The 20,912-nt window shown below is 58.8% G+C and carries 21 protein-coding genes; 5 read left to right on the top strand and 16 right to left on the bottom strand.

The annotated features are described in order from the left end of the window. Positions 1 to 35: 35 nt before the first annotated feature. A complete protein-coding gene (gene kdgD / locus LJX92_RS04220) occupies positions 36 to 947 on the bottom strand; it encodes a 5-dehydro-4-deoxyglucarate dehydratase (protein WP_005784786.1) in 912 nt (303 codons plus the stop codon). 237 nt (positions 948 to 1,184) lie between these two features. Here kdgD and LJX92_RS04215 point away from each other — a divergent pair, with 237 nt between their 5' ends. Beyond that, complete coding sequence (locus LJX92_RS04215; protein ID WP_103734634.1) at positions 1,185 to 2,342, top strand: phospholipase; 1,158 nt, start codon at positions 1,185 to 1,187, stop codon at positions 2,340 to 2,342. A gap of 138 nt (positions 2,343 to 2,480) precedes the next feature. On the opposite strand, the gene LJX92_RS04210 is transcribed toward LJX92_RS04215, so the two are convergent. The 8 genes from LJX92_RS04210 to rplM form a co-directional block, all read right to left on the bottom strand. Then, positions 2,481 to 3,230: a FadR/GntR family transcriptional regulator gene (locus tag LJX92_RS04210; protein ID WP_032877801.1), complete on the bottom strand. Its 750-nt coding sequence runs from the start codon at positions 3,228 to 3,230 to the stop codon at positions 2,481 to 2,483. Between the two features lie 158 nt (positions 3,231 to 3,388). Further along, on the bottom strand, positions 3,389 to 3,808 hold the full coding sequence (locus tag LJX92_RS04205; RefSeq protein ID WP_005784780.1) for a ClpXP protease specificity-enhancing factor: 420 nt from the start codon (positions 3,806 to 3,808) through the stop codon (positions 3,389 to 3,391). A 17-nt stretch (positions 3,809 to 3,825) separates the two neighbouring features. Beyond that, a complete protein-coding gene (locus LJX92_RS04200) occupies positions 3,826 to 4,443 on the bottom strand; it encodes a glutathione S-transferase N-terminal domain-containing protein (RefSeq protein ID WP_005784778.1) in 618 nt (205 codons plus the stop codon). A gap of 148 nt (positions 4,444 to 4,591) precedes the next feature. After that, on the bottom strand, positions 4,592 to 5,371 hold the full coding sequence (locus tag LJX92_RS04195) for a cytochrome c1 (RefSeq protein ID WP_032877802.1): 780 nt from the start codon (positions 5,369 to 5,371) through the stop codon (positions 4,592 to 4,594). Continuing rightward, positions 5,371 to 6,582 carry a cytochrome b gene (locus LJX92_RS04190; protein WP_116629124.1) on the bottom strand — a complete coding sequence of 404 codons (1,212 nt, stop codon included), beginning with the start codon at positions 6,580 to 6,582 and terminating at the stop codon, positions 5,371 to 5,373. The genes LJX92_RS04195 and LJX92_RS04190 overlap by 1 nt, the downstream gene beginning before the upstream one ends. Beyond that, positions 6,582 to 7,175 (bottom strand): ubiquinol-cytochrome c reductase iron-sulfur subunit, encoded by a 594-nt coding sequence (petA, locus tag LJX92_RS04185; RefSeq protein WP_032877804.1) that lies wholly within the window; start codon positions 7,173 to 7,175, stop codon positions 6,582 to 6,584. The genes LJX92_RS04190 and petA overlap by 1 nt, the downstream gene beginning before the upstream one ends. A gap of 265 nt (positions 7,176 to 7,440) precedes the next feature. Beyond that, complete coding sequence (gene rpsI, locus LJX92_RS04180; RefSeq protein WP_002555064.1) at positions 7,441 to 7,833, bottom strand: 30S ribosomal protein S9; 393 nt, start codon at positions 7,831 to 7,833, stop codon at positions 7,441 to 7,443. 14 nt (positions 7,834 to 7,847) lie between these two features. Further along, positions 7,848 to 8,276, bottom strand: coding sequence for a 50S ribosomal protein L13 (gene rplM / locus LJX92_RS04175; RefSeq protein WP_003171742.1), 429 nt, complete (start codon positions 8,274 to 8,276; stop codon positions 7,848 to 7,850). A 249-nt stretch (positions 8,277 to 8,525) separates the two neighbouring features. Between rplM and LJX92_RS04170 the strand changes: the two genes are divergently transcribed. Beyond that, on the top strand, positions 8,526 to 9,566 hold the full coding sequence (locus tag LJX92_RS04170) for an NADP(H)-dependent aldo-keto reductase (RefSeq protein ID WP_032877805.1): 1,041 nt from the start codon (positions 8,526 to 8,528) through the stop codon (positions 9,564 to 9,566). A 113-nt stretch (positions 9,567 to 9,679) separates the two neighbouring features. Here the strand turns inward: LJX92_RS04170 and LJX92_RS04165 are convergent, their stop codons facing one another. Continuing rightward, on the bottom strand, positions 9,680 to 10,816 hold the full coding sequence (locus tag LJX92_RS04165) for an acyl-CoA dehydrogenase family protein (protein ID WP_032877806.1): 1,137 nt from the start codon (positions 10,814 to 10,816) through the stop codon (positions 9,680 to 9,682). Between the two features lie 244 nt (positions 10,817 to 11,060). On the opposite strand from LJX92_RS04165, the gene LJX92_RS04160 reads away from it, so the two are divergent. Further along, positions 11,061 to 11,957, top strand: a complete 897-nt coding sequence (locus LJX92_RS04160) for a GlxA family transcriptional regulator (RefSeq protein ID WP_177327423.1) — start codon at positions 11,061 to 11,063, stop codon at positions 11,955 to 11,957. Between the two features lie 152 nt (positions 11,958 to 12,109). On the opposite strand, the gene zapE is transcribed toward LJX92_RS04160, so the two are convergent. The 3 genes from zapE to LJX92_RS04145 form a co-directional block, all read right to left on the bottom strand. After that, positions 12,110 to 13,204 (bottom strand): cell division protein ZapE, encoded by a 1,095-nt coding sequence (zapE, locus tag LJX92_RS04155; RefSeq protein ID WP_005784768.1) that lies wholly within the window; start codon positions 13,202 to 13,204, stop codon positions 12,110 to 12,112. A 79-nt stretch (positions 13,205 to 13,283) separates the two neighbouring features. Continuing rightward, positions 13,284 to 14,639 carry a tryptophan--tRNA ligase gene (locus tag LJX92_RS04150; RefSeq protein WP_103734635.1) on the bottom strand — a complete coding sequence of 452 codons (1,356 nt, stop codon included), beginning with the start codon at positions 14,637 to 14,639 and terminating at the stop codon, positions 13,284 to 13,286. Between the two features lie 16 nt (positions 14,640 to 14,655). After that, positions 14,656 to 15,285 carry an alpha/beta hydrolase gene (locus tag LJX92_RS04145; RefSeq protein ID WP_005784765.1) on the bottom strand — a complete coding sequence of 210 codons (630 nt, stop codon included), beginning with the start codon at positions 15,283 to 15,285 and terminating at the stop codon, positions 14,656 to 14,658. 146 nt (positions 15,286 to 15,431) lie between these two features. On the opposite strand from LJX92_RS04145, the gene LJX92_RS04140 reads away from it, so the two are divergent. Further along, a complete protein-coding gene (locus tag LJX92_RS04140) occupies positions 15,432 to 15,869 on the top strand; it encodes a YhcB family protein (RefSeq protein ID WP_005784763.1) in 438 nt (145 codons plus the stop codon). A gap of 192 nt (positions 15,870 to 16,061) precedes the next feature. Here the strand turns inward: LJX92_RS04140 and LJX92_RS04135 are convergent, their stop codons facing one another. The 3 genes from LJX92_RS04135 to LJX92_RS04125 all read right to left on the bottom strand — a co-directional run bounded on the left by LJX92_RS04135 (position 16,062) and on the right by LJX92_RS04125 (position 19,702). Then, positions 16,062 to 17,786, bottom strand: a complete 1,725-nt coding sequence (locus tag LJX92_RS04135) for an ABC transporter ATP-binding protein/permease (RefSeq protein WP_032877808.1) — start codon at positions 17,784 to 17,786, stop codon at positions 16,062 to 16,064. A 100-nt stretch (positions 17,787 to 17,886) separates the two neighbouring features. Further along, positions 17,887 to 18,447 (bottom strand): response regulator transcription factor, encoded by a 561-nt coding sequence (locus LJX92_RS04130; RefSeq protein WP_003171731.1) that lies wholly within the window; start codon positions 18,445 to 18,447, stop codon positions 17,887 to 17,889. Beyond that, a complete protein-coding gene (locus LJX92_RS04125) occupies positions 18,440 to 19,702 on the bottom strand; it encodes an ATP-binding protein (protein ID WP_032877809.1) in 1,263 nt (420 codons plus the stop codon). The genes LJX92_RS04130 and LJX92_RS04125 overlap by 8 nt, the downstream gene beginning before the upstream one ends. 205 nt (positions 19,703 to 19,907) lie before the next feature. Here LJX92_RS04125 and LJX92_RS04120 point away from each other — a divergent pair, with 205 nt between their 5' ends. After that, on the top strand, positions 19,908 to 20,618 hold the full coding sequence (locus LJX92_RS04120) for an SIMPL domain-containing protein (RefSeq protein ID WP_032877810.1): 711 nt from the start codon (positions 19,908 to 19,910) through the stop codon (positions 20,616 to 20,618). The last annotated feature ends 294 nt before the right edge of the window (positions 20,619 to 20,912 follow it).

Below are 20,912 nucleotides of genomic sequence, written 5' to 3'. Positions count from 1 at the left end.
AAGGCCGCTGATTGCTCAGCGGCCTTGTGGATAATTTATTGCGCGCCTTGCTTGTCGATCAGCGCGGCCAGGGCTTCGTATTCTTCCGGCAACAGATCGGTCAGCGGCGTACGCACCGGGCCGGCGTCATACCCGACAATTTTCGCGCCGGCCTTGACGATGCTCACTGCGTACCCGGCTTTGCGATTACGGATGTCCAGGTAAGGCAGGAAGAAGTCATCAATGATCTTGTCGACGGTGACGTGATCTTCGCGGGCAATGGCGTGGTAGAAATCCATGGCGGTTTTCGGGATGAAGTTGAACACCGCCGAGGAGTACACCGGCACTCCAAGGGCTTTGTAGGCCGCGGCGTAAACCTCTGCAGTCGGCAGGCCGCCGAGGTAGCTGAATCGGTCACCCAGGCGGCGACGGATCGACACCATCAGCTCGATATCACCCAGGCCATCCTTGTAGCCGATCAGGTTCGGGCAACGTTCGGCCAGACGCTCCAACAGCGGCGCGGTCAGGCGGCAGACATTGCGGTTGTAAACCACCACGCCGATCTTGACCGACTTGCACACCGCTTCAACGTGGGCAGCAACCCCGTCCTGGCTGGCTTCGGTAAGGTAGTGCGGCAGCAGCAGCAAGCCTTTGGCACCGAGGCGTTCCGCCTCCTGGGCGTACTCGATGGCCTGGCGGGTCGAACCGCCCACACCGGCAAGAATCGGCACGCTGGACGCGCAAGTGTCCACGGCGGTTTTTACCACTTGGGAATATTCGCTGGCAGCGAGGGAAAAAAACTCACCCGTCCCACCGGCTGCGAACAACGCGGTGGCGCCGTAAGGGGCTAGCCATTCGAGGCGCTTGATGTAGCCCGCCTGGTGGAAGTCACCCTGGGCGTTGAAATCGGTCACCGGGAAAGACAGCAGACCGTGGGAGAGGATGGACTTCAGTTCTTGTGGATTCATTATTCGAACACCCTGGGCGAAGACTTTCTGAGGAAAGCGTTGTTGTTGGTTTTGATAATGTCGTACGTCATCGTACAACTATAAAAAGATTCGTCAACTGCAATTCGTTGAGCCTCCGCTCGCACCTGACGTGTGGATTGCAACTCTTGACGTAGGAAATTTCTCACCTATAGTAACTTTAGCTGTATATACATACAGTTAAAAAGGAAGATTCCCACGACATAGCAAGGAGCTAACATGTCAGGTCTTGAACTAGCAGTACCCGAGAAACTCCCGCCAACCCTGCGTTTTGAAGGGGGTGAACACACCGCCATCGGCGATGAAACCCTGCTGCGCTTCGCCAAGGACGCTGCGGCGATTCCTGCACACCAGGTGCAATTGCATCTGCCCAACGGGCTCGCGCTGACCTACGGCCAAGTGATCGCTTTGGGTGGCGATTTCTATGGCATCCCCGGCCAAGCCATCAGCGATGGCGCCTCTGCGGCCGAGCGCGTGCAACGTTTCACTGCAGCCTTCAACTCTCTCGCCGTATTGCCCGCCTCACGGGAAGAGGCGCAGAAGATCCTGGCGGTGATGCAAAAGGAAATCAACGCCGTCAAGCAGGCGATCAAGGATGGCAAACAACCCCATGAAGCCTACGACGCACTGGGTGATACGTTGTCGGAGGAGTGGAACCGCATCACGGGTGGCGGCAGCGCTGTTTCGGCCCTGATTCCCTTGGGACGCTACCTCAAGCTGGCAGCGGACAATGCCGATCACTTCGGTGAGTGGGCCTTGTCCGCGTACCTGGCCGGTCACACGGCGGCGCTGCAACAAGCCGTTGTGGCCCACCAGACGGGTACCGACCAGGCCCTGGAACTGGCCTATGCGATGAACAGCTTCGCTGATCACTTCTTGACCGACCTGTTTTCTGCCGGGCACCTGCGAGTGCCGCGCAAACAGTTGGCAGCCGTTGTGACGCCAGGTGAACTGGGCTCGCTGATCAGCCGCTTCATGCACGACGAAGACAGCAAGTTCGGGCTCAAGGTGCGTAATGCCATGGGTGATCAGTGGCATGCCTACGGCGACAAGCGCTACTTCGACAGCATCGACGCCGATAATCGCGTGCAGGTAAAACGTGCGGTGCAGGCTTCGGCAGACGAAATCTTCGAAACCTTCATCAGCGGCGTCACGCCCTCCCCGGCCAGCTTCAAGGCACCGCTGTATGTGCCCGACCTGAACGCCGCGCAAAACCCGGCGAATAACTTCTCGCCGTTGTTCAAGATGGAGGGGGACAAGGTGCTGCGGCGCAAGGACGTCAATGACCTGAACGACAAACACTGGACCAATGATTGGTGGGGGTGGAGTACGTATCTGTTGCTCAAAGACTACAAGCCCAATCAACCCGCCAGCTAAACAGGCCCGGTACTCCAGATAATGGAGATCAAATGTGGGAGATGGCTTGCCTGCGAATGCACTGGTTCAGTAACAAACTCAATGACTGACACACCGCTATCGCAGGCAAGCCAGCTCCCACACGGGATATGGCAAACCTCAGCCGCGCTGCGCTTCTGCCTCTTCATGGGCATGGCGCAGCCGCTCACGGCTGTTGGTCAAATGCAGACGCATGGCCGCCCGCGCCGCATCCGAATCCTGACGGGCAATTGCCTCATAGATTTCTTCGTGTTCGCGACTCAGGCGGCTCATGTAATGCTGTTGGTCATCATGGGCCAGGCGCGCCGAATTCAAGCGGGTACGCGGAATGATGCTGGTACCCAGGTGGGTCATGATGTCGGTGAAGTAGCGGTTGCCGGTAGACAGTGCAATTTCCAGGTGGAAGGCAAAGTCTGACGCCACCGCATCACCAGCGTGGGCCGCACTTTCATTCAGCGCATCAAGGGCCGCACGCATGGCGGCCAGTTGTGCATCACTGCGACGCAAGGCGGCAAGGCCCGCCGACTCTACTTCCAGGCTGATACGCAGCTCCAGAATCGCCAGCACATCACGCAAGGTCACCACGGTGGCCGGGTCAATGCGGAAACCGCTAGGGCTGGGCGTGTCCAACACAAAGGTGCCGATACCATGGCGGGTCTCGACCTGCCCCGCCGCCTGCAAGCGCGAGATGGCCTCGCGCACCACGGTGCGGCTGACGCCGTGGGCGTCCATGATCGCCGACTCGGTAGGCAGTTTATCGCCGCGTTTGAGCTGGCCATCGCGGATCTGCTCGGACAACACCGTGACCAATTCCTGGGCAAGGCTGCGGCGCTTGCGGGGCAGACGTGGAGCGGCGCTGGCGTTTTCCATGATGAACCATCTTTCTCGGCGAACTGAAGACCGCATCATAGCCCATGGTGGTTGTACGATCACCGTTGTGGCGCGACTTTCATCCATATCCTTCGCGCAAAAAAATGCCCCGACAAACGTCGAGGCATTTTTCAGAGGGGTCTGAAGGCAAAATCCGCCTACTTCACCACTTTCAAGCTCGGCCGACCGCTAGGACGCGGCGGCTCGCTGTCCGGTGGCGGTAGATCATCACCGCCTTCACCGTCGATCGTTTCGTCGTCCTCGAAAGGCGACTCCAGATCGAACACCATGCCTTGGCCATTCTCCCGGGCGTAGATCCCGAGGATGGCACCAATCGGCACGAACAGCGTATGTGGTACGCCACCGAAACGCCCTTCAAAGCTCACCGCTTCGTTGTCCATGTGCAGATGGCGCACGGCACTGGGCGATACGTTCAGCACGATTTGTCCGTCGCTGGCGAAACCCTGTGGCACATCCACCTTGGGAAACTCGGAATTGACCAGCATGTGCGGTGTGCAATCGTTGTCCACAATCCACTCATAGAGCGCGCGGACCAAATAAGGTCGACTGGAGTTCATCAACGGCTCCTTAAGCCTTAGCGCATATCGCGTTCGACACCAGACAGACTCGCCTGGAAAGCCTCACGCGCAAATTGGCGCTCCATGTAATCAAGCAGCGGCTTGGCCGGCCGTGGCAGTTCAATGCCCAGGATCGGCAAGCGCCAGAGTATGGGTAATAGGCAGCAATCCACCAGGCTTTGTTCCTCACTGAGGAAAAAAGGTTTATCAGCGAACAGCGGCGAAACACCGGTCAGGCTTTCGCGCAATTCCTTGCGCGCCTGCACCCGAGCGGCTTCCTTAGAACGCGAATCCAAAATGACATCCACCAGCCCGCACCAGTCACGCTGGATCCGATGGATCAGCAGGCGGCTGTTGGCACGCGCTACCGGGTACACCGGCAGCAAAGGCGGATGCGGGTAACGCTCATCCAAGTATTCCATCACCACGGTTGACTCCCACAACGCCAGGTCACGATCGACCAGGGTGGGCAAGCTGCCGTAAGGGTTCACTTCGATCAGTTTCGGCGGATGACGGCCCGCCTCCACACTGATGATCTCGGCGCTGACACCCTTCTCTGCGAGCACGATGCGTACTCGGTGGGAATAGTGGTCGGCGGGGTCGGAGTAACAGGCCAACCGATTGGTCACGCCCATGGCGGTCCTCCTCGCTTGTTGAAATTATCGAAAGCTCAAAAACGAGCGCGCCCAGAGAGCATCTCTGTAACGTCCGGTCAAACCAGGCGTTACGTGTTCAGAGATGCCGCTGGGCGCGCAAGATTAACAGCAATTGCTTACGGTTGGATCAATGCACATCCTTCCAGTATTCGCGCTTGAGCAGATAAGCGAATACGAAGAAGAAAGCCAGGTACAGCAAGACGTACGTACCGATGCGCTGGTGCTGCAGTTTGACCGGGTTGGCCGAGTAGGCCAGGAAGGTCACCAGGTTCTTGACCTTCTCGTCGAACTGCTCTTCGTTCAGCGTACCGGTCTTGGGCACGATGGTCAGTTGATCGCATGCTTCATGGGTCAGAGGCGTACCGGTCAACGGATCATATTGCTTCTTGCCGTCTTCAACGACCTGAACCTGCTTGCATCCTACCACTTGACGACCCTGCAGGCCGACCAGAACGTTCGGCATGCCGACGTTCGGGAAGACTTTGTTGTTCACGCCATACGGGCGCGCAGGGTCTTCGTAGAAGGATTTCAGGTAGCCGTAGAGCCAGTCGGTGCCGCGCACGCGGGCCACCAGGGTCAGGTCGGGCGGTGCGGCGCCGAACCAGGCCTTGGCATCGGCCGGTTGCATGCCGGTGTTCATGTGGTCGCCGATCTTCGCGCCAGTGAACACCGCGTGGCTGAGCATCACTTCATGGGGGATGCCCAAGTCATCGGCGACACGCTCGTAACGTTGGAACTTGGCGCTGTGGCAACCCATGCAGTAGTTGGTGAATGTACGCAGCCCATCCTGCATGGCGGCCTTGTCAGACACATCGATATCGACTTTTTCCAGCTGCGCGCCATGCTCGGCGGCGAAGGACAGTAGCGGCAGGGCCGCAAGCACGAATGCAACGAATAACTTTTTCATCAGCCAGTCACCCTATCCGGAACCGGTTTGGTCTTCTCGAGCCGGGTATAGAACGGCATCAGAATGAAGTAGGCGAAGTACAGGAAGGTGCAGACCTGCGACAGCAACGTACGCTCGGGGGTCGGCGCCAGCACGCCCAGCACACCCAGGATCACGAACGAAATGCAGAACACCCACAGCCAGATCTTGCTCAGCCAGCCTTTGTAGCGCATCGACTTGACCGGGCTCCGATCGAGCCACGGCAGCACGAACAGCACCGCGATGGCTGCGCCCATGGCGATCACGCCCATGAGTTTGTCGGGGATCGCACGCAAGATCGCGTAGAACGGCGTGAAGTACCAGACCGGGGCAATATGCTCGGGCGTCTTGAAGGCGTTGGCCTGTTCGAAGTTAGGTTTCTCCAGGAAATAACCACCCATCTCCGGGAAAAAGAACACGATCGAGCAGAACACAAACAGGAACACCACTACGCCGACAATGTCTTTCACGGTGTAGTAAGGGTGGAATGGAATGCCGTCGAGCGGGATGCCGTTCTCGTCCTTGTGCTTCTTGATGTCCACACCATCAGGGTTGTTGGAACCCACTTCGTGCAGTGCCAGGATGTGCAGTACCACAAGGCCCAGGATCACGATCGGCAGGGCCACCACGTGCAAGGCGAAGAAGCGGTTCAGGGTGATGCCGGAGATCAGGTAGTCGCCACGAATCCACTGGGTCAGGTCGTTGCCGATCACCGGGATTGCACCGAACAGCGAGATGATCACCTGGGCGCCCCAGTACGACATCTGGCCCCATGGCAGCAGGTAGCCCATGAAGGCTTCGGCCATCAGCGCCAGGTAGATCAACATGCCAAACACCCACACCAGCTCACGCGGCTTCTGGTACGAACCGTAGAGCAGGCCACGGAACATGTGCATGTAGACGACGATGAAGAACGCTGACGCGCCTGTGGAGTGCAGCAGGCGCAGGATCGAGCCGTACTCGACGTCGCGCATGATGTATTCGACGGAAGCAAAGGCCTCTTCCGCCGACGGGGTGTAGCTCATCGTCAACCACACGCCGGTGACGATCTGGTTGACCAGCACCAACAAGGCCAGGGAGCCAAAGAAGTAGAAGAAGTTGAAGTTTTTTGGCGCGTAATATTTGCTGAGATGGTCTTCCCACATTTTGGTGGCGGGGAAGCGCGCATCCACCCAATCCATGAACTTGCTCATCACGCGTTCTCCTTGTCGAGGCCAATGACTATGAGGTCGTCAGTTTCGTAGGTATGCGGAGGCACGGGCAGGTTCAATGGAGCAGGCTGGGATTTGTAGACACGGCCAGCGAGGTCGTAGTGCGAGCCGTGGCAGGGGCAGAAATAACCACCGACCCAATCCTTGCCCAGATCGACAGGGGCCACTTCCGGGCGGAAGGTAGGCGAGCAACCCAAGTGGGTACACAGACCAACCAGCAACAGGATCTCTGGCTTGATCGAACGCATTTCGTTCTTGGCGTAGGCGGGCTGATCGGAATTTTCGGATTTCGGGTCAGACAACTGGCCTTCGATCTTTTTCAGATTCCCCAGGATTTCCTCGGTACGGCGAACAATGAAAACCGGCTGGCCGCGCCATTCAGCAATCATCTGCTGACCTGGCTCGATCTTGCTGACATTCACCTTCACCGGTGCACCTGCGGCTTTCGCCTTGGCACTGGGAAACCATGACCCCACGAACGGGACCGCAGCCCCCACCGCTCCTGCAGCACCCACCACGGATGTGGCTGCTACCAAGAAGCGACGCCGGCCTGCATTCACGCCGTCATTGCTCATTCAGTCCTCTCCCATCAGCTTTTTGGCCTGTTAAATCAGGCGTCTACTAAGTGTTGAATCTTTACTTATAAAAATTTTGACGGATGGTAATGAAAAGCCCCACGTATGACAAGGGAATTGCCCGGGCCTCCGCCCTCAGGCCTTGTAGTATAGGGGGTCTACGGATGTGGCAAGTTGTCACGGCGAAAAATGTGCATAAATCGCAGGCAATAAAAAACGCCCAGCTCCGTGAGGAGGCTGGGCGTTTTCTGGAACGTAAAGCGAATTAACGCTTCGAGTACTGCGGACGCTTACGCGCTTTACGCAGACCGACTTTCTTACGTTCAACTTCACGAGCATCGCGAGTAACGAAGCCAGCTTTGCGCAGAGCGCCACGCAGGGTTTCGTCGTACTGCATCAGAGCGCGAGTGATACCGTGGCGGATTGCGCCAGCTTGACCACTTACACCGCCACCGATAACGGTGACGTAGATGTCGAACTTTTCAACGGTCTCGGTCAATTCCAGCGGCTGACGAACTACCATGCGGGCAGTTTCGCGACCGAAGAAGTTGTCCAGGGAGCGGTTGTTGATCGAGATGTTACCAGTGCCCGGACGCAGGAAAACGCGTGCGGTTGCGGTTTTGCGACGGCCAGTGCCGTAATTTTGAGTCGCCGACATAATGAACTATTCCGTTAAAACTTCAGTTCTTGGGGCTGCTGAGCAGCATGAGGGTGTACAGCGCCCGCATAGACTTTCAGCTTGCGAAACATATCGCGACCCAGTGGGCCCTTCGGCAGCATGCCTTTGACCGCGATTTCGATCGGGGCTTCAGGCTTCTTGGAGATCAGGCCTTCAAAGTTGGAAGACTTGATACCGCCTGGGAAACCGGAGTGACGGTAGTACATTTTGTCTTGCGCTTTGTTGCCGGTAACACGTACCTGCTCAGCGTTGATGATCACGATGTAGTCACCGGTATCAACGTGCGGGGTGTATTCAGGCTTGTGCTTGCCACGCAGACGGCTGGCGACTTCAGTGGCCAGACGACCCAGGGTCTGACCAGCGGCGTCGACGACAAACCAGTCGCGCTGAACTGTTTCCGGTTTTGCAGTAAAAGTTGTCATTCTTTAATAGCCTCAGGGGCCGCCCTGTAAATTAGACGGCGGATCTTACTGAATAGTGCGTACTTTGACAAGTCAAAGGCAGCCGGATACAGACGCTATCGGGGGCTCGGGTCGGCGCGTCCGTTCAACGGCAAGATTCTTCGGCAGGCGGCGCATCACTTCCACTGCAGAAAGAGGTGGGCAATTATGCAGATTGCGAAAAAAAATTCAACCTGCTTTTATGATTGTTTTCCCCTGAAGGAGTACCCGATGGATTACCGACAGCTGGGCCGCACCGATCTGAACGTCAGCGCCATCGCGTTGGGCACCATGACCTGGGGCGAGCAGAACAGCGAGGCAGAGGCTTTCGCGCAGATCGAACGGGCAAAGGGCGCGGGGATCAACTTCCTCGATACCGCAGAAATGTACCCGGTACCGCCCAAGGCCGACACCTATGCCACCACCGAACGCTACATCGGCAACTATTTCAAAAGCCGTGGCGACCGCGCCGACTGGATCCTCGCCAGCAAGATCGCCGGCCCCGGCAACACGATTGACTACATCCGCGATGGCTACCTGCGTCACAACCGCAAGCACATCACCCAGGCGCTCGACGCCAGCCTCAAGCGCCTGCAGACCGACTGGATCGACCTCTACCAACTGCACTGGCCGGAACGCAGCACCAATTTCTTCGGCCAACTGAGCTACAAGCACAAGGACGAAGACGACCTCACCCCCCTGGAAGAAACCCTCGAAGCCCTGGATGAACAGGTCAAGGCCGGCAAGATCCGCCACATCGGCCTGTCCAACGAAACCCCATGGGGCACCATGAAGTTCCTCGCCCTGGCCGAAGCCCGTGGCTGGCCGCGCGCGGTGTCGATCCAGAACCCATACAACCTGCTCAACCGCAGCTTTGAAGTGGGCCTGGCAGAAATCGCCATCCGTGAGCAGTGCGGCTTGCTGGCCTACTCACCACTGGCGTTCGGCATGCTCAGCGGCAAGTACGAAGGCGGCGCACGGCCGGCCAAGGCACGCCTGACCGAGTACAGCCGGTTCAGCCGTTACTTCAACCCGCAGTCGGAGGCGGCGTGCAGCCGCTATGTGGCATTGGCGCGGGAACATGGCCTGGACCCGGCGCAGATGGCCCTGGCGTTTGTGACGCAGCAGCCGTTTGTGACCAGCAATATCATTGGGGCTACGTCGCTGGAACAGTTGGATAGCAACATTGCCAGTGCCGAGTTGAAACTGTCGAAAGAGGTGTTGGAAGGGATTGAGGCGATTCAAAAGGATCATCCAAACCCCGCGCCTTGATTGACCTTCAGACCGCCATCGCAGGCAAGCCAGCTCCCACATGTTGATCTGTGAATACCGTCAAATGTGGGAGCTGGCTTGCCTGCGATGAGGCCATCAAGAGCACCAGACAATCAAAGTGCCCGCGCAATAATCTCCTTCATGATCTCATTGGTTCCCGCATAAATGCGCTGCACCCGCGCATCCGCCCAGGCCCGGGCAATCGGGTATTCCCACATGAAGCCGTAGCCGCCGTGCAACTGCACGCACTCATCGAGCACCTTGCATTGCAGGTCCGTGGCCCAGTACTTGGCCATCGCCGCTGTCGGCACGTCCAGCTTGCCTTCCAGGTGCAACGCCATGCATTTGTCGACAAACACACGGCCGATCTGAATCTCGGTGGCCATCTCGGCCAGCTTGAATCGGGTGTTCTGGAAGTCGGCAATCGCCTTGCCGAACGCCTTGCGCTCGCGGGTGTAATCCAGGGTCCATTGCAATGCCGCTTCGGCTGAAGACAGTGCGCCTATCGCCACGGTCAAACGCTCTTGAGGCAGCTCCTGCATCAGGTATGCGAAGCCCATACCGGCCTGGCCCAGCAAGTTTTCCTTGGGCACCCGCACGTCCTGGAAAAACAACTCCGAGGTGTCCTGGGCCTTCATGCCGACTTTCTCCAGGCGCTTGCCCTTGTCGAAACCGGGCGTGCCAGCCTCCACCAGAAACAGGCTGGTGCCCTTGGCGCCGGCCTTGGGATCGGTCTTGGCGACTACGATCACCAGATCGGCCAGGTAACCGTTGGTGATAAAGGTCTTGGAGCCGTTGATGACGTACTCATCGCCGTCCAGCACTGCCGTGGTCTTGACCCCTTGCAGGTCGGAACCGGCGCCCGGCTCGGTCATGGCAATTGCCGTGACCATCTCCCCGCAGATCAACTTGGGCAGGTATTTGTGCTTAAGCGCTTCACTGCCGTAATGCAGGATGTAGGGCGCGACGATATCCGAGTGCAGAGAAAAGCCGATGCCGGTCAACCCCAGGCGGCTGACTTCTTCGATCACCACCGCGCTGTAGAGGAAATCTGCGCCCAGGCCGCCATATTCCTCCGGCAGGTGGGAACACAACATGCCCGCCTCCCCCGCCTGGTTCCACAGGCTCCGGTCGATATAGCCCTGCTTTTCCCATTGCCCATGAAAGGGCGCGGCGTGTTTTTCGAGGAAGGTGCGCACGCTCTCGCGGAAGAGTTCGTGCTCCGAGCTGAACAAGGTTCTGGGGATCATGGGTCACCTGCGTGGATTGTCGGACAAGGACGAGCCCACAGAGCCTATGCCCCGATGGCGTCACGGGACACTGGACACATGCGACAAAAAATAAGACGATCCAGCCGTCTGGTGACCACTTTCCCCTATAAGAATAAATGAAATTATGTCTAACCAAATCTCCACGCCCCTGCGGCGCGTCAGCATTTTGGCCATTGATCGGGTATTCGCTTCCACCCTCATGCAAGCCAAGGACTTCTTCCATCTGGCCAGCCTGCGTTACGGTAAACAGCAGGGCCTGGGCTTGACCCCAGGGTTCGATACGCGCCTGGTCAGCCCCGACGGGCAGTCGGTGCGCAGCTTCAGCGATGTGATCATGCCGGTGGACGGCGGCCTGGAGGATGCCGATATCATCGTGCTGCCGGCCTTCTGGGACGACTTCGACGCCCTGTGCACCCGCTACCCGCAAGTGTTGCCGTGGCTACGCGAACAACATGCCCGCGGCGCCGTGCTGTGCGGTGAAGCCACCGGGGTGTTCTGGCTGGCCGAAGCCGGGCTGCTCGATGGCAAGGAGGCGACCACCTACTGGCGGTTCTTCAATGCTTTCAGCGAGCGCTTCCCCAAGGTGCAGCTCAACCAGGACAAGCACCTGACCGATGCCGATAACCTGTATTGCGCCGGCGGCACCACCTCGGCCTGTGACCTCTACATCTACCTGATCGAACGCTTCTGCGGGGCCAACATCGCCCAGGCCGTGGCCCGCGACATCCTCTATGAGGTGCAGCGCAGCTATTCGCCGGGGCGTATCGGTTTTGGCGGCCAGAAGCTGCACCAGGACGTGATCATCCTGCAGATCCAGCACTGGCTCGAAGAACACTTCGCCGACAAGTTCCGCTTCGAAGACGTCGCCCGGGAACACGGCATGAGCATCCGCAACTTCATGCGGCGCTTCCAGACCGCCACCGGTGACAAGCCGCTGCATTACCTGCAACGGTTGCGCATCGAGACGGCAAAGGGCCTGCTCTCAGGCAGCCGCAAGAGCATCAAGACCATCAGTTATGAGGTGGGTTACGACGATGCGAGTTTCTTTGCGCGGTTGTTCAGGCAGCACACGGAGTTGTCGCCGAACCAGTATCGCCAGCAATTTCAGCAAGCCGCCTAACTGAAGGAACACAGAAAACAAAGTGGGAGGGGCGGTGCGACGATTCGACTTGCTCCCGATTGCGCTGGGTCAGTCACATCTACAGTGACTGACACTCCGAAATCGGGAGCAAGCCCCCTCCCACATTGGATCTCCATTGAGCTGGAGATTGATTAAGGCTTGTGTCCGCGCGACAGGAACTCGTGGGACTGCATTTCAAGCAGGCGGCTCAAGGTGCGCTGGAATTCGAAGTTCAAGCGACCGCCGGTGTACAGGTCCTTGAGCTCGACTTCCGCCGAGATGATCAACTTGACGTTACGGTCGTAGAATTCGTCGACCATGTTGATAAACCGCCGCGCAATATCGTCGGTGGTCACGCCCATCTGCTCGACGCCGCTCAAGATCACCGCGTGGAAGATCTTGCCCAGCTCAATGTAGTCGTTCTGGCTGCGCGGGCCGTCGCACAGCTGGCGGAACTCGAACCAGGCCACGTCATCGCAGGTGCGCAAGGCGATGATTTCGCGGTTCTCGATCATCAGCTTGTCGTTTTCCACCGCCTGGGTGCATTCCGGCGTCAGGGCGCGGAAGCTTTTTTTCAGGCTGTCGTGCGCCGCTTGGTTCAGCGGGAAGTGGAACAGCTCGGCTTGCTCCAGGTGGCGCAGGCGGTAATCGACGCCGCTGTCGACGTTGACGATATCGGTGTTCTGCTTGATCAGCGCAATGGCCGGCAGGAAGCGCGCACGCTGCAGGCCGTCCTTATACAGGCCGTCAGGCACAATGTTCGACGTGGCCACCAGGGTCACACCGTTCTTGAACAGCTCTTCCATCAGCGTGCCAAGGATCATGGCGTCGGTGATGTCGGAGACGAAGAACTCATCGAAGCAGATCACCCGCGCTTCTTGGGAGAAGCGCTTGGCGATGATGGTCAGCGGGTTTTTCTCGCCCGGCAGGGTTTTCATCTCTTCGTGCACGCGCTTCATGAAGCGGTGGAAGTGAGTACGGACCTTTTCCTTGAATGGCAGCGCTTCAAAGAAGGTGTCTACCAGATAAGTCTTGCCCCGGCCGACGCCACCCCAGAAGTACAGGCCCTTGACCGGCGTGTGATCTTTCTTGCCAAACAGCTTGCTGAACATCCCTGGTTTGCTTTGCGAGGCCGCGACCAGATCGTCGTACAGGCGCTGCAAATGACGCACAGCATTTTCCTGGGCTGCGTCATGGAAGAATTCAGGGCGTTTCAGATCAGCTTGATATCGTTCTAGGGGCGTCATAATTTCGTTAGCAAGGCAACAAAAACGGGCCGACACTGTAACGACGGCCCTGGAGAATGGCAATCAACCCTTGGTCGGGTTAATCCTCGATTGGGGCCAACGCAGCGCGCAAGGCTTCGATGGCCGCGTCACGCGATGCTTGATCGGCGTACTCGGCACTGTCAGCAACGGCGGCGCCGTCCAGCCATACGCTGAAGCTCAGAGCCTGCGCACGCACGTCCAGCGCATCACCACTTTGCAATTGTTTGGTCACAGCGCCAGCTGCTTTGCCATCGGCAAAGTTGCGCGACAGCAACAGTTGCTCACCATCAGCGGCCAGCAGGCGGAAGCGGAAGCTGCCATCGTCTTCACGAAAACTCACAAAACGCGCAGCCTTCGCCGCTTTTTTCTTGGTGGCAGCCGGCGCCGCAGCCTGGTTGACGAACGAACGCAGGCCCACCGCCTCACGCAACTCGGCGAGGAATGGCGCGGCCACGGCACGGGCTTTCTTGGCGCCGACCAGCAGCAGGTCTTCCATATCGGAGGGGCGCGACATCAGTTGGTGGTAACGCTCGCGCGCTTCACCAAGTTGGCCGTCGAGCAGTTGGAACAGACGATTCTTCGCCTCGCCCCAGCCCAGGCCTTGCAGCAGCTCGCCACGGAATTCTTCTTCCTGCGCCTTGGTCGCGAACGCCTGGTACAGGGTGAACAGGTGCGAATTGTCCGGGTCCTTGGCTTCGCCCGGCGCACGCGAGTCGGTCACGATCCGCGAGATCGCGTCTTTCATGTCCTTGGCGCTGGTGAACAACGGGATGGTGTTGTCGTAGCTCTTGGACATCTTGCGGCCATCCAGGCCCGGCAAGGTGGCAACGCTTTCTTCGATCAGCGCCTCGGGCATGGTGAAGAATTCTTTACCGTTGCCGAACAAGTGGTTGAAACGCTGGCCGATGTCGCGAGCCATTTCCACGTGCTGGATCTGGTCGCGACCGACTGGCACCTTGTGCGCGTTGAACATCAGGATGTCAGCGGCCATCAGCACCGGGTAGCTGTACAGGCCCATGCTGATGCCCGCATCCGGGTCTTCGCCGTTTTCCACGTTCTTGTCCACCGACGCCTTGTACGCATGGGCGCGGTTGAGCAGGCCCTTGGCGGCAACGCAGGTCAGCAGCCAGGTCAGCTCGGGAATCTCCGGGATGTCCGACTGGCGATAGAAGGTCACACGGTTCACATCCAGGCCACCGGCCAGCCAGGTCGCGGCGATTTCCATGCGCGAGCGTTGGATGCGCTGCGGGTCGTCGCACTTGATCAGCGCGTGGTAGTCGGCCAGGAAGTAGAAGGAGTCGGCATTCGCGTCTTCGCTGGCGAGGATCGCCGGGCGAATCGCACCGGCGTAGTTGCCCAGGTGCGGCGTGCCGGTGGTGGTAATGCCGGTGAGGATTCGGGTACGGGTCGTCATGGGTGATCGCTTGTCATCAATTCGAAAGGCGTGGCAGCACCAGATCCTTGAGATCGGTCAGCTTGCCATGAAAAAAGTGTCCGCATTCTGCCACTTTCAGCAACTCATGGGGGCGTTTCAGGGCGGCGGACCAGTCGTAGACCAATTGCGGGTCGACCACTTCATCGCTTTCCGGTTGGATCAGGGTCAACGGGCAGCCTTGGGGCAACACATCTGCATCGCCAAGGCGCATCACGGCGGCAGCCACCATAAACAGGTGCGCAAGCTTTTCACCCTTGGCTTCCAGACGGCCGCCGAGACTGGCCGCGACATAGCCACCGAAGGAAAAACCCAACAAGGTGATCGGCAGTTCGGGATGTTTTGCCCGCAGCCAGGTGACGGCCGCTTCGGCATCGTCGACCTCACCACTGGCCATATCGTGTGTACCGGCGCTGGCACCGACGCCACGATAATTGAAACGCAAAGTAATCAAACCGGCATCGCGCGCAGTGCGTTGCAGGGTCGACACCACTTTATTGAGCATGGTCCCACCCTGCACCGGGTTAGGGTGGCAGATCAGCGCCAGGCCACGTGGTTCGGGGTGATCCAGGTACAAGGCTTCCAATTGGCCCACCGGGCCATCGATCAAAACGGGGGTTTCACGCATGAGCAAGGATGAACTCCGTGACCTCTCAAGGGGTCGACTCGTCTAGCTAAAAGTCTGTGCATGGCATCATTGCGAGCTTAATCGCGGTATACAGCGCAGGTTTGAGCCGTTAACGTAAAGCAAAGCCGTTTATAGAGGAAGGACTCGTGGAACACTCGCTCTTAGTTTGGTTGTTGCCGACTCTTGCCCTGGTTGCCGGTGTCGCCATTGGATTCCTGGTTGCCCGCCTGCTGCCGAATGCCGCGCCTAACCGCACGCAGCGTCAGCTGGATGACATTCAGGAACGTTTTGACAGTTATCAGAACGAGGTTGTTACCCACTTCAACAGCACCGCGACCCTGGTCAAGAAGCTCACCCAGAGCTACCAGGAAGTACAGGATCACCTCGCCGAAGGCGCTAATCGCCTGGCCCTCGACGACATCACCCGCCAGCGCCTGCTGGCTGCGCTGCATTCCGATGCACCGCAAACCCCACGGGAACGCCTGACCCCGCCTCGGGAAAACCAGGAGCCACCACGGGACTACGCGCCAAAGACGCCGAACGCCCCAGGAATGCTGGATGAGCATTACGGCTTGAAGAAGTAAGTCATCTTCGAGCATTAAAAAAGCCCGGCTGATCAATGATCAGCCGGGCTTTTTTTGTCTCATTCTCCAAGACAAAGCAGAACCTAATGTGGGAGGGGGCTTGCTCCCGATAGCAGTCTGTCAGCCCCAAAGTAGGTGGCTGACACACCGCTATCGGGAGCAAGCCCCCTCCCACACTCACCGAGGATGAGCTCAAGTGAGTTGTTGCTCCTGCAACCGCCCACCCTCGATGCGCACATGCCGCCCATGGAAACGCTTGAGGCTGCTGCGGTGGCCGACGCTGACGATGCTCAATCCCGGCAATTCATCGATCAATGCCTGGTACAACGTTGCCTCATCCTCTTCATCCATCGCCGAGGTAGCTTCATCCATATACAGCCACTGCGGTGCGAACAACAACGCTCGGGCAAAGGCCAGGCGCTGTTGCTCACCCGGCGAAAGCATGCGTTGCCAGTGGTTGGCTTCATCCAGACGATTGAGCAGGTGCGGCAGGCGGCAGGTTTGCAGGACCTGTGCATAACGTTCTGCCGGATAGACGCTGTCGTCTTGTGGATAACTCAGCACCGCCTTGAGCGTACCAATCGGCAGGTAAGGCTTCTGCGGCAGGAACAGGTAGCGCGTCGCCGGCAACCGAATGCTGCCATGACCTGCGGGCCAAAGATGGCCCATCGCCCGCAACAAGGTGCTCTTGCCGCTACCGGAACGCCCGCTGAGCATCACGCGCTGGCCAGGCTCCACGGTCATGTCGGCGTCGGTGAGCAGGTGACGGCCGTCGGCCAGGTCCATGCCCAGATCCGTGATCACCAGGCGCTCGCCGTCAGGGCGCACATCGATGGCCGGGGCTCGCTGCTCGTTGTCGCTCATGGCTTGCTGGAAACTCAGCAGACGATCACTGGTGGCGCGCCATGTCGCCAGTTCCGAGTAGGCGTTGATAAACCAGCTGAAGTTTTCCTGCACGTTGCCAAACGCCGAGTTGATTTGCATCAGCTCGCCCAGCTCGATTTTGCCGGTGAAGTAGCGCGGCGCGGCCACGATAAACGGGAAGATGATCGCAATCTGGCTGTAGCCGGCGGTGAAAAAGGTCAGGCGCTTGGACACTTTCATGATGTCCCAGAAGTTGTGCCAGACCTTGCCGAAGCGCGTACTCAGGCGTTGTCTTTCATTGGGCTCGCCGTTGTACAGGGCAATGCTCTCGGCATTCTCACGCACCCGCACCATGGAAAAACGCAGGTCTGCCTCGAAGCGTTGCTGTTGGTTGCTCAGGCCGATCAAGCGTCGGCCGATCAGGTGCGTCAGCCAACTGCCCACGGTGGCGTACAGCAGCGCGCACCAGAACATATAGCCGGGGATGGTGATGCCAAACACTTCGATGCTGCCCGATACGCCCCACAGGATGATCGAGAACGACACCAGGCTGACCACATTACGCAGCAACCCAAGGCCGAGGCTCAAGGTGCCGGAGGTGAAGTTGTTGAGGTCTTCGGAAATCCGCTGGTCTGGGTTGTCGGTATAACCACCCTGTTCCAGCTGGTAGTAATTCTTGTGGGCCAGCCACCGGGTGAAGTGTTTTTCGGTGAGCCAGGCGCGCCAGCGGATCGTCAGCATCTGGGTCAGATAGAGACGGTAGACCGCGCCGAGAATCGCCACCGCCGCAATGCCGCCGAAATAACCTATCAGTTGCCAGAAGGCGGCGGTGTCCTTCTTCTCCAGGGCGTTGTAGAAATCCTTGTACCAGTGATTGATCCACACGGAAATCGCCACGCTGAACAGCGACAGGCCAATCACTGCAGCCAGCAACAGCCAGGCCCTGCCCTTCTCTTCGCTACGCCAATACGGTGTGATCATGGCCCAGGTTCGGCGGAAGAATTGCCCCCGCACCGCGTCGTTGATCGCGGAGTACTCAGCGTTCTGGTTCATTGTTCAGGCTCGGCAGGAAAAACATCACAGGCGTTTGAACCGATCATAGGTGATCGGTTCGCGCATCCGTGCAGCCTGAAGCAGGTTGTTCAGTGTTCGTTCAGCGTCGTACCGGGCGCTTCTGCAACTTGCGCTGCAAGGTACGGCGGTGCATGCCTAAAGCACGGGCAGTGGCGGAGATATTGCCTTCGTGCTCGGTCAGCACGCGCTGGATATGCTCCCATTGCAGGCGGTCCACCGACATCGGGTTTTCCGGCACCAGGGTGTCGAGGTCGGCATGCTCGGAAAGCAGAGCGGCCAGCACATCGTCGGCGTCCGCCGGCTTGCACAGGTAGTTGCAGGCGCCGCGCTTGATCGCCTCTACAGCCGTGGCGATGCTGGAATAACCGGTGAGGATCACCACGCGCATTTCGGGGTCGAGCTCCAGCAGCTTGGGCAGCAGCACCAGGCCGGAGTCGCCGTCCATTTTCAGGTCGAGGGCGGCGTAGTCGGGCAGGTCGGCCTGGGCGATGGTCAGGCCTTCTTCGGCAGACCCTGCGGTGCTGACGCGAAAACCGCGACGGCTCATGGCGCGCGCCATCACGCGGGTAAAGGTGGCATCGTCATCTACCAGCAACAGGTGCGGCAGTTCTTCGCCTTCGACTTGGATCTCGTCACTCATCGATATCTCCTCGTGCGACACGGGGCAGGCGCAGCTCGGTGAGCGTGCCACCTTCCTCATGACTATAGAGCTTCACTGAGCCGCCCGCGCGGGTCACGCTGGCCTTGCTCAAAAACAGGCCCAGGCCGAAGCCTTTGCCCTTGGTGGTAAAGAAGGGTTTGCCGATCTGCTCGGCAATGGCCAGCGGCACGCCCGCGCCGTGGTCACGAATGCTGATGGTGATGTTTTCGGCGTCCCAGTCCAACTGTACACCGAGCCCTTCAGGGCAGGCGTCAGCGGCGTTGTTCAGCAAGTTGAGCAGCGCCTGGGTCAGGTCCGGCGGTGGCGCCAGGCGCGGCACGCTGCCTTGGCCCAACAGGTTGAAGCGGTAACTGGCCTCGGGGCGCATCAGGTGCCAACGGTTCAGGGCTTCATCGAGCCATTGGGTCACATCCTGCATTTCAACCGCGAGGCGGCGATTGGCTTCGGCGGCACGCACCAGTTGCTGCAGCGTCAGCTTGCATTGCTTGACCTGTTCCTGCAGCACGCTCAAGTCGTCTTGCAGCGCGGGGTCGTGATGGTCCTGGGTCATTTCCTTGAGCAGCACGCTCATGGTCGCCAACGGCGTGCCCAATTCATGGGCGGCACCGGCAGCCTGGGTGGCAACGGCCAGCAGTTGCTGGTCACGCAGGCCCTCTTCACGGCGAATGGCGCGCAGCTCTTCCTGGCGACGCAGCTCTTCGGCCATACGTGCGGCGAAAAAGGTAATGACGGCGGCAGACAGGGCAAAACTCAACCACATCCCGTAGATTTGCAGGTTTTCCCGGGCGATAGGGAAGGTCTGCAACGGGTAGAACTGAGCCAGCAACAGGGTGTACAGCGTCAGCGCGATCCCCGAAAGCACCACCGAGTAGCGCCATGGCAACGTCACCGCAGCGATGGTCAGTGGCACCAGGTAATACGAAACGAACGGGTTGGTGGACCCACCGGAGAAGTACAGCAACACGCTGTGGATAAACAGGTCGCAAGCCAGTTGCAGGGCATATTCCAACTCGGTCACCGGCCAGGTGGTGCGCAGCCGTATGGCGGTAAATGCACACAACACGGTGGAAAAACCCAGGGTCACAGCCAGTTGCAGCCAGGGCAGCGGCAGCAGGTCGAACCAATAGGCAAGCCCGACGGAACCGGCCTGTGCGGCCAATACCAGGGTGCGAATGAACGTCAGGCGCCAGAGGTTCTGGCGAGTGGCGGAAGTCAGTTTTACGGCGGCGAGCATGAGCTCTCCCGATGAGCGCTGCAGGCGGATCGGCACGAGTATAAACGAAGCGGACCTGCTGGCACGGCGCGTGTGGCTCTTTGACGCAGGCCGGCTAAATGACCGTTCGTCGGCACCCGCATAACTTGTTGGTAATGTGTAAACCCGAAGAACCCTATGCCAGCGTCTACAGTCATACCGAGCACGACTACCTCAAGGAGCTTCCATGTCTCGTTTCATTCGCAGTGCAGCCATCATCACTCTCAGCGCCAGCGCCATTGCCAGCCTGCCGGCCATGGCCGCCGATGCACTGAACTACAACCAGATCTCCCTGCGCGCCGAAGTCAGCCAGGAAGTAGCCCGCGACAAGATGATCGTCACCCTCTATACCGAGTCGCAAAACGCCGACCCGGCCAAGCTTGCCGCTGAAATCACCACCACCATGAACACAGCCTTAGGCCAGGCCCGCGAAGTCAAAGGCGTGACCCTGCGCCAGGGCAGCCGTAACAGCTACCCGATCTACGACAACAAGAACCAGAAGATCACCGGCTGGCGTGAGCGCGCCGAACTGCGCCTGGAAAGCGCGGACTTCCCGGCGCTGTCCAAGCTCACCGGCGAGCTGTTGAACACGCTGAAAATGGAAAACATGGACTTCGCCATCGCCGATGCCACGCGCAAGGCCAGCGAAGATGCGTTGCTCAAGGACGCGGTTACTGCGTTCAAGGCCCGTGCGCAACTGGCTACCGATGCACTGGGCGGCAAGGGTTACAAGATCGTCAATCTGAACTTCAACACCAATGGTTACCCGATGCCTTATGCCCGTGGCGGCATGATGATGAAGGCGGCCATGGCAGATTCTGCACCGACGCCTGACGTTGAAGCAGGCACCAGCCAAGTGAGCATGAGCGCCGATGGAGTGATCGAAGTTTTACCGTAAGTCTTCGCGAGACCAACACGGCGTAACCTTCACCGGTTACGCTGTGGTGTTGCCGCCCACGGAACACTCAGACCGCTACCACACACCAAGTAACTTGATACTACAGCCTTACTCTAATCTATCTAAACCTCGCCCTCACGACACCACTCGTCAAACATTACGAATGCAGGCCTGGAACTTACGACACTCAACTTCCCACCCAGGGTTGCCATGCACATCATCTTGAATCAGAACATCGAACAGGTTATTTGCCACACACGGACGTACTGACAACAGAACATCACACATATCGAT

This window comes from Pseudomonas sp. HN8-3 (assembly GCF_020790195.1).
Taxonomy (GTDB): Bacteria; Pseudomonadota; Gammaproteobacteria; order Pseudomonadales; family Pseudomonadaceae; genus Aquipseudomonas; species Aquipseudomonas synxantha_A.
The sequence above is the reverse complement of the archived record's forward strand: the minus strand, read 5'-3'. Positions and strand labels throughout refer to the sequence as shown.

What these genes read in the sequence shown, in the direction of transcription:
- kdgD (WP_005784786.1), bottom strand. Translation starts at nt 947, where the DNA reads ATGAATCCACAAGAACTGAAGTCCATCCTCTCCCACGGTCTGCTGTCT.
- LJX92_RS04215 (WP_103734634.1), top strand. Translation starts at nt 1,185, where the DNA reads ATGTCAGGTCTTGAACTAGCAGTACCCGAGAAACTCCCGCCAACCCTG.
- LJX92_RS04210 (WP_032877801.1), bottom strand. Translation starts at nt 3,230, where the DNA reads ATGGAAAACGCCAGCGCCGCTCCACGTCTGCCCCGCAAGCGCCGCAGC.
- LJX92_RS04205 (WP_005784780.1), bottom strand. Translation starts at nt 3,808, where the DNA reads ATGAACTCCAGTCGACCTTATTTGGTCCGCGCGCTCTATGAGTGGATT.
- LJX92_RS04200 (WP_005784778.1), bottom strand. Translation starts at nt 4,443, where the DNA reads ATGGGCGTGACCAATCGGTTGGCCTGTTACTCCGACCCCGCCGACCAC.
- LJX92_RS04195 (WP_032877802.1), bottom strand. Translation starts at nt 5,371, where the DNA reads ATGAAAAAGTTATTCGTTGCATTCGTGCTTGCGGCCCTGCCGCTACTG.
- LJX92_RS04190 (WP_116629124.1), bottom strand. Translation starts at nt 6,582, where the DNA reads ATGAGCAAGTTCATGGATTGGGTGGATGCGCGCTTCCCCGCCACCAAA.
- petA (WP_032877804.1), bottom strand. Translation starts at nt 7,175, where the DNA reads ATGAGCAATGACGGCGTGAATGCAGGCCGGCGTCGCTTCTTGGTAGCA.
- rpsI (WP_002555064.1), bottom strand. Translation starts at nt 7,833, where the DNA reads ATGTCGGCGACTCAAAATTACGGCACTGGCCGTCGCAAAACCGCAACC.
- rplM (WP_003171742.1), bottom strand. Translation starts at nt 8,276, where the DNA reads ATGACAACTTTTACTGCAAAACCGGAAACAGTTCAGCGCGACTGGTTT.
- LJX92_RS04170 (WP_032877805.1), top strand. Translation starts at nt 8,526, where the DNA reads ATGGATTACCGACAGCTGGGCCGCACCGATCTGAACGTCAGCGCCATC.
- LJX92_RS04165 (WP_032877806.1), bottom strand. Translation starts at nt 10,816, where the DNA reads ATGATCCCCAGAACCTTGTTCAGCTCGGAGCACGAACTCTTCCGCGAG.
- zapE (WP_005784768.1), bottom strand. Translation starts at nt 13,204, where the DNA reads ATGACGCCCCTAGAACGATATCAAGCTGATCTGAAACGCCCTGAATTC.
- LJX92_RS04150 (WP_103734635.1), bottom strand. Translation starts at nt 14,639, where the DNA reads ATGACGACCCGTACCCGAATCCTCACCGGCATTACCACCACCGGCACG.
- LJX92_RS04145 (WP_005784765.1), bottom strand. Translation starts at nt 15,285, where the DNA reads ATGCGTGAAACCCCCGTTTTGATCGATGGCCCGGTGGGCCAATTGGAA.
- LJX92_RS04135 (WP_032877808.1), bottom strand. Translation starts at nt 17,786, where the DNA reads ATGAACCAGAACGCTGAGTACTCCGCGATCAACGACGCGGTGCGGGGG.
- LJX92_RS04130 (WP_003171731.1), bottom strand. Translation starts at nt 18,447, where the DNA reads ATGAGTGACGAGATCCAAGTCGAAGGCGAAGAACTGCCGCACCTGTTG.
- LJX92_RS04125 (WP_032877809.1), bottom strand. Translation starts at nt 19,702, where the DNA reads ATGCTCGCCGCCGTAAAACTGACTTCCGCCACTCGCCAGAACCTCTGG.
- LJX92_RS04120 (WP_032877810.1), top strand. Translation starts at nt 19,908, where the DNA reads ATGTCTCGTTTCATTCGCAGTGCAGCCATCATCACTCTCAGCGCCAGC.